This is a genomic window from Pseudomonas sp. lyk4-TYG-107 (assembly GCF_030209055.1).
Classification (GTDB): Bacteria; Pseudomonadota; Gammaproteobacteria; order Pseudomonadales; family Pseudomonadaceae; genus Aquipseudomonas; species Aquipseudomonas putida_A.
Genome location: NZ_JARVST010000003.1, coordinates 113,380 through 120,672, shown reverse-complemented (window position 1 = coordinate 120,672; position 7,293 = coordinate 113,380). Strand labels below are relative to the sequence as shown.

5 protein-coding genes and 1 pseudogene are annotated in these 7,293 nt (G+C 59.3%); 3 read left to right on the top strand and 3 right to left on the bottom strand.

What is annotated here, in order from left to right; translation table 11 throughout:
- Positions 1–192 precede the first annotated feature (192 nt).
- Positions 193–518 (bottom strand): annotated as a pseudogene (locus QRN61_RS03990) (DUF3077 domain-containing protein).
- Between the two features lie 475 nt (positions 519–993).
- Between QRN61_RS03990 and QRN61_RS03985 the strand changes: the two are divergent.
- Genes QRN61_RS03985 through QRN61_RS03975 form a run of 3 tightly spaced genes read left to right on the top strand, consistent with a single transcriptional unit; the run spans position 994 to position 3,156 of the window.
- On the top strand, positions 994–1,788 hold the full coding sequence (locus tag QRN61_RS03985) for a MarR family transcriptional regulator (RefSeq protein ID WP_179353287.1): 795 nt from the start codon (positions 994–996) through the stop codon (positions 1,786–1,788).
- Position 1,789: 1 nt separating this feature from the next.
- Complete coding sequence (locus tag QRN61_RS03980) at positions 1,790–2,488, top strand: hypothetical protein (RefSeq protein ID WP_285373273.1); 699 nt, start codon at positions 1,790–1,792, stop codon at positions 2,486–2,488.
- The gene (locus QRN61_RS03975) at positions 2,485–3,156 is read left to right on the top strand and encodes a PP2C family protein-serine/threonine phosphatase (protein WP_096795877.1); all 672 of its coding nucleotides are present in this window, start codon (positions 2,485–2,487) and stop codon (positions 3,154–3,156) included. Before QRN61_RS03980 ends, QRN61_RS03975 begins: the two co-directional genes overlap by 4 nt.
- Positions 3,157–3,258: 102 nt before the next feature.
- Here the strand turns inward: QRN61_RS03975 and QRN61_RS03970 are convergent, their stop codons facing one another.
- On the bottom strand, positions 3,259–4,551 hold the full coding sequence (locus tag QRN61_RS03970) for a virulence factor family protein (RefSeq protein ID WP_007964390.1): 1,293 nt from the start codon (positions 4,549–4,551) through the stop codon (positions 3,259–3,261).
- Positions 4,551–7,190 (bottom strand): bifunctional lysylphosphatidylglycerol flippase/synthetase MprF, encoded by a 2,640-nt coding sequence (gene mprF, locus QRN61_RS03965; protein ID WP_285373272.1) that lies wholly within the window; start codon positions 7,188–7,190, stop codon positions 4,551–4,553. Before mprF ends, QRN61_RS03970 begins: the two co-directional genes overlap by 1 nt.
- Positions 7,191–7,293: the final 103 nt, after the last annotated feature.

Here is a 7,293-nt window from a genome sequence, read left to right as displayed (position 1 = left end):
GTGCATCGGGCATTTTGAGACTGAAACAGGTGTAAACCTATTTCAGGACTAGACACGCACATAAACCTCTAACCCACTGCAAATCCCCTGTGGGAGCGAGCTTGCTCGCGAAGGCCGAGTGTCAGGCGAGACATGTGGTGGCTGATCCACCGCATTCGCGAGCAAGCTCGCTCCCACAAGGATTCTGTGGTGTCAGTGGCTTTCAGGCAATTCTTCTTCAGATTCGGTCTTCGCCCGCGCAGGTCGCGGCATCAGCGCTTGGATCACGTCATCAATCAAGGCTTTGCCCATCACCGTCAGGTAATGCGCAGCCCAGGCATGGCGGTCGGTGTCTTTGATGAAGGCAGCGTCTTCGGTGAATGATTTGGCGAGGGACAGCAGGTCGGAGGATTGGGACAGTGCTTCGAGAATCGGAATGCCAGAGCGGACATTGAAGAACGCTTGATCCGAGTGGTAGAGGAAGGGGTGCAGCCGATGGTTTTAACGTTCGCGGGTCCGTGCAGATCAGTTTCGGTCATCGTGTTACTCCTTGGTTCGAAGTGCCGTGACTTTCGTTTCCACACGAATGGGTGGCAGCTGTACGCAGGGTGGTAAACCGGGAGAGCAAAAAACCCGGCAGACCCGAAGGTCTCCCACGCACAGCCGCCATGACTCGGAATTGCAGACGTAAAAACACCTGAGTCGTGTTGGGGAGCGTTGTTGCACTTTGCTTAGCCGGGTTACCACACCCGATCACTGAATTGGTCAGCGACCTCTGGAGAGTATCCCGTCGAAAACAGCGCAACAGAGCGGCAAAGTGCCTAACCATGAGATTAGGAGTTTGCCTACAAGGTATGCGAACGTCATCTGATATTGCGACACCGGTAACCGGAATTAAGGTAGCGAGCAATCTCGGGGCAGGTGGATTCTTGAGTTGGCGCCACAGGAGCGGGGCCGAATAAAGGGCTTGACTATCGGATATTTTGAATGAGACAAGTGTCCACGTTTTATGGAATGTGGACGCTTGGGGTTTTAAGCTTCATGAAGAGTCAAGACATTTTGCTTTTGTTCAAGATGGCCAGCCTTCACGCTCAGGAGGAAAACCTCCTTGGGGTAATGGAGTCGGAGTCAAATTCGAACAGAGTCGAGGAGTTGTTGAAGCCCTACGTGGTCAGTCAAATGACGGCGGGCGGTCGGGTGGGGCAACCATTGGTCACCTACTCCACCGACGGTGAAGATACTGTATTCCGTCGACAGGATTTCGATTCGCCCCTGGACGATGAGGTGGGGTGGGAAGGGTGGTCGGAGCCGGTAGCTGTTCCGCCACTGGCGAGCTGGAGTGAAGGTTACTCGTTGCGTGCGTTGTCTGCTGCACTTGGGCTAAGCAAGAGCGAAGTTTCAAATTCCATCGCCAGGTGTCGTGTGTCCGGGCTGCTCACCAATGACTATGACACCGGACTTCCAAAAGTTAACCGGCGGCAGTTGCTAAACATCACCGAACACGCTCTGAAATACTTTTTCCCTGTAAAGCCCGGGGCAATGGTTCGCGGCATCCCGACGGGTTTTGCAGCACCGGCACTGTCCAAAAGCATCAAAAGTGCTGGCGGACTGATTCCGGTTTGGCCAGATGCACTTGGAGCTGAGCGTGGACAGGCGATAGAGCCGCTCTACAAAACAGTGCCGGAAGCGGTGAAGAGGGACAGGACCCTTTACCACTATCTTGCGCTTGCTGATGCAATCCGCCTTGGAGGTCCGCGAGAGTGTGGTGTTGCGGTCAACATTCTAAAAGCAGGGATGGGACTGAAATAACATGTCATCCAACACTGATCACAATTACGAGCTTATTGAGTTTGTTGCTGAGGGTTTGGGAGAGGCGTTTCTCGCGGAGGTTGCCTTTGTCGGAGGTTGCACCACAGCCATGCTGGTAACTGATGCTGTTGTGCTGGACGACATTCGCTTCACCGATGATGTTGACCTGGTGATCGAGCTGGCAGGCATTGGCGCCTGGCAGCAGCTTACCGAACGGTTGGCGGCCAGGAATTTCAAGATTACTGGCGAGGATGAAGTGAACTGTCGTTTCCGCTTCAACGACATCGTCGTTGACGTGATGCCTTCTGATCCTGAGGTTCTCGGATACGCCAACCGCTGGTTTGTAGAGGGGCTGGCGCGGGCCAATAAATTTACGTTACCCAGCGGTACCGTCATCCAGATATTCAAACCTACCTATTTTCTCGCGACAAAACTGGAAGCCTTCAGTGGTCGTGGCGGTGGCGATCCATACCATAAAGACGTCGAAGACATCATTATCTTGATTGATGGACGTCCAGAGTTTTTAGAAGAGGTTCGGCAGGCGGAATCCGAGCTCAAGGAATTCATCACGAATGGAGTCCGAGCACTCAGGGTTCTCAGTGGCATTGACTATGTGATTGAAAGCTCGGGCTCGGTACAGGCCAATCCGGGAAGAGGACAAATCATTCATGGGCGCATGAAAGAACTGGGCAGCGCATGAAATACCACGTCAGATCGGTAGCAGGGCGAGCCAGGAGAACCAATCATGACTTTGCTGGAGCGCTCTGTGATGGAGAAAACGGCGTATTTGTTATCACGGACGGTACCTCGAGGGTTGGCAGTGGCCAGTTGGCTGAGTCCTTTGTGAAGGGTGTTTTAGATGTCTGGTCAAAACACTTTGATCACGGCCTCCATATCACTGAGTGCGAAGCTGTTGAACAGGTACTGCTTTCTATACTGGCCGACCTCCACCCCGTTTTGTTTGCAAGTCACACAGGCGCCACTTGTTATGTGGTGGGTGTCGCCGCTCATGGGAAACTCACGCTTGCGTATGAGGGTGATTGTTCGTGCGGTGTTGTGACGCCGGCAGGCGCGATCGAATGGATTACGTCGCCCCACTGTAAGGCTAACTGGAGGCGCGACCGTTCCCACTCCGAGCTGGCGCAAGATCCGGCTCGACACCGGGTGACTCGATGCTTGAAGGCGAGTCGCGCACCGAACCCTGACTTTGTGTTTCATTCATTGACCCTAAGAGAGCGACTGGTATTTGCAACCGATGGTTTTTGGGCGGAGCTAACCGAGTTACAGCAAAGCTACTTGCTAGCAGCGCCGGATGGCAGCTGTATCGATGTAGAAGATGACATCACGTGGATAGATGTTCAGCTTTAGTCTCGGTATCGATAGAAGTTTCGACTGGCAGGAAGTGCTGCAAGTTTGCGTAAAAAAGCCCCCGCAACCGTGAGGTTGCGGGGGCTTTTTTATCGGCGCAGATCACTCTGCCGGCTGATCCTTGCTCTGACGCTTCTCGATCAAGTCCACTAGGCGCTTGGCCAGCGCCGGGTAGTTCTCGTCGAAGTGGTGGCCGCCGGGCAGTTTCACCGCTTCGCCAACGGCAGTCTTGTCGGTGCAGCCGCTTTCGTCGGTTTCTTCGGCGCCGTAGATGCACACTACTTTGGCCGCTGGCAGTTTGGCCATTTCCGGGCCGGTGGCGGCTTCCTTGCCGGCGTTGCCGAGCCAGCCTTCGACTTCGATTTCGAAGCTGCCGGTGCGGGCGAAAGCCAGCAGGATGATGGCGTCGACGCGTTGCTGCTCGGTGTCCGGCAGGCGGTTGTAGATCGCTGGCAGGACGTCGGCACCGAACGAGTAACCGGTCAGGATGAAGCGCTTGGTGCCCCATTTCTGCCGGTAGTGCTGCATCAGTTCGGTCAGGTCCAGGGCGCTTTGCTCCGGGCTCTTGTGTTGCCAGTAGTAGCGCAGGGTGTCGATGCCGACCACCGGGTAGCCAATCTTGGCCATCTCGCCGGCGACGTCGCGGTCGAGGTCGCGCCAGCCGCCGTCACCGGAGAGGAACAGGGTCACGGTGTCCTTGGCCTGACCGGCCGGCACTTCCACCACCGGGATTGCCAGACCGCCGTTGGCCTTGTCGCCGCCGACGAGGATCTTGCGCAGCTCGTTGTTCAGCACTTGCGGCAGGTTGATGTCGTAGTCGCTGATGCTGGTTTCGGCGTTCGGTTGATCGCGCACGAAACCGGCGCTGGTGTCGTCCGGGTTGTCGTTCCATGCCACCAGCCAATGGCCATGAGCCGCGGATTTTGGCAGCAGGTGAGTGCAACCGGGTTTTTCCAGCGCCAGGTCTACCGAGATCGCCTGGGCCTTGTCGTCCTTCTGCTCGGACAACCAGCGCCAGGCCAGCACGGCGCCAGGGCCGATACCGCTGACCAGCGTGGCCGGGCCATTCAGTTCGCGCAGGCCGGTCTGCAGGGCGCGGCTCTGTTGCAGGCAGTCCTTGGGCAGAATCACTTGAACGATCTGCGCCGAGGCGCTGCGGCTCAGGGTGCTCAGTTGGTTGTCGGTCAGCTTCTGGTCGTCATTGACCGCGACCAGCACCTGAGCCTTGGGCTGGGTGCCGGGAATGACGCGGGTCATGACCGTGCCGTCGGCGGCAGTCAGCGGTTGCAGAGTCGGTTGCGGTGCCGGGCGTTTGAGGTACCAGTAACCGCCGCCGGCAATCACGGCCAGCACGATCAGTGCGGCCAGGATGTACTTCAGGGAGCGTTGAATCATCAGCGTTTCACCAATCCAGTCAAGCCGCCCGCGATCAGGGCAGCAGTATCGGCCAGCGCCACCAGCGGATCGAGTCCGGCGGGCACTGCCATATAACGGGGTTCCCAGTCAGGCTGGAACTTGTCTTTGAAGCGGCGCAAGCCTTGGAAGTTGTACAGCTGCTCACCACGGCGGAAGACCATCGAGCCCAGACGCTGGGTCAGCGGTGCACCACGCCGGGGTTGCAACCCCGACAACGGCACCATGCCCAGGCTGAAGCGCGCGTATCCGTGACTCTTATAGTGTTGAATCAAACCGACCATCAGGAACTCCATGGTCAGCTTGGGGGCGTCCGGGTGCGAGCGCATCAGGTCGAGACTGGCCAGGTCATGGCTGTAAGTCTCGAGCAGGTTGGCGAACGCCACCGGGCGGCCTTCGAAGCGAATCACCGCAATGCGGAAATGCTTCAGGTAATCGTCGCTGAACCGACCGAGGGAGAAACCTTTCTCGCGCACGTTCTTGCCGGTCAGCCACGCATCGGAAATCACTTTCAACTCGTCCATCGGCGCCTGGCCCGGCTCATGGATTTCCAGCGACAGACCATCGCGGGTACCACGGTTCCAGGTGTAGCGCAGGTCCTTCATCTCTTTGCCCTTGGCTTCCAGGTCAAAGCGCTGCAGATCGACCCGGGCTTCTTCGCCGAGCTTGATCGCGGTCAGGCCGATGTCCATGTAGTACGGCAGGTTTTCCGCACGTACCTGATAGAACACCGGACGGGCGTGATGGATGTCGCACAGGTCGCGGAACTGCCAGATCATTTCGGCGCGTTGCTGGCCGGGGCCGATCGGGTCGTACAGCGCCACCAGGCTGCGGCCACGGCGGGCGTACATCAGGAAGGCTTCGTCGTTCTGGTGAAACAGCAACGCCTTGTCACCGGTCAGCGCGAGGCCGCCATCGGGTTGCGACGAAGCCATCAGGATTTTCGCGGCGCGATCCAGTTCGTCCGGGGTCGGCAGGTGGATCACCGGGCGCGCGGTGCGCAGCAGCCAGGTCAGCGCGATCACCAGTAACAGCACGGCGGCGCCGAGCAGCGAACGCAAGCCGCGCGGGGCGTCAGCGTCTAGGGTGAACTGCCACCACAGTTGATGGCTATACGGCACGTCCTGATAGGCGAACAGCAGCAACCAGGTCGAGGCGCCCAGGACGCAAAGGCTGGCCACCAGATACAGCGGCGAGAACGGCAGTTCGGTCAGGCGGCTCGGACGATAGAACGAACGACGGAACACTCCGAGCAACGCAGCGGTGAGTGTCATCAGCGTGGCTTCTTCCCAGTCGAAGCCTTTGAGCAGCGAGAGCAGGGCGCCGACCAGCAACAGAATGGTGGTCAGCATCCACGCGGCTGACAGGCGACGGCGCAGGCCCTGCGCCAGCATCAGGCACAGCACACCGATCAGGCTGGCGCCGAAGTGCGAGGCGTCAACCAGGCGATGCGGGATCAGAAAACCGATGTGTTCAAGACGGGTGTCGATCTCCGGGGTGGCGCCGGAAAACAGCAGCACCACGCCGGACAGGAACACCAGCACCGCCAGAATCGGCGCGGCCAGACCGGATGCGGCGCGCATGGTCTGGGTCTGGAACAGGCGCTGGCCTTCGTTGATCAGCAAAAACAGGCAGGCCACCAGCAGCGGCAGCACGACGTAGATCAGACGATAGAGCAGCAGGGCGGCGGCGAGTGGCGCGGCCCCGAGGGTGTCGGCAAACGCGGCCAGCAGGATCGCTTCGAAAACCCCGACACCCCCCGGTACGTGGCTGAGGACGCCGGCGGCCAGGGCCAGCAGGTACACCAGCAGGAAGGCGCCGAACGGCGGGGCTTCCGGCAGCAGCAGATAAAGCACGGTGGCCGCTGCGGCGACGTCGAGGGCGGTGATGATCAGTTGCAGGAAGGTCAGGCGGCGGCCTGGCAGGCGCAACGTCCGGCGACCGGCCCTGACCAGCAGGTTATCGCGGTACGGTTGCTCCGGCAGACGGCGGCGATAGATGCCGATCGCCAGAATCGCGCCCAGACCCAGCACCACCATGGCGATCGTGCCGAGCAGGCCTTCTGACAGGCCCAGTGCGGCGGAGGCGGCGGGCAGGTCGCTCAGGGTCGCGAGAGCCGCCAGCGGTGGCAGGGCGCAACCCAGCGACAGGCTGGCGAACAGCGTCATGTGCGCGACTTCGGAGGCGCCCAGCCCGTGGCGTGCATATAAACGGTAGCGCACCGAGCCGCCGGACAGCAGCGACAGGCCGATGGCGTTGCCAATCGCAAATGCGGTGAAGCCGCCCAGCGCCAAAGTGCGCGGCGGCAGTGTCACGCCGGCATAGCGGCTGGCCGACCATTCATAGCCCAGCAATATGATGAAGCCGACCACCGTAGCAGCCACTGCGCCGAGCAGGGCCGGTTTCGGCACCGCCAGGATCGAGTCATGCAGGGCATACAGATCGAGCTCGCTCAGCAGGTGGCGACAGGCAATCAGCGCAATGGCAAACAGCAGCAACGTGACCGCCAGACCGATCGGCTGGCGATATTTGCTCAACCGATCCAGCAAGCGCAGGCGCTCGGGTTTGATCGGATGTTCTGCTGTGACGGTGTCTTGTGAATCAGACGAGTTGGCGCGCATCAATCACCTCTTGGATTGTGCGCGACAGGATGGAGGTATCCAGCCAAGTTACCAATCCCTGTAGAAAAAAATAATCACAAAATACTACGCCTCTCATCCGGGA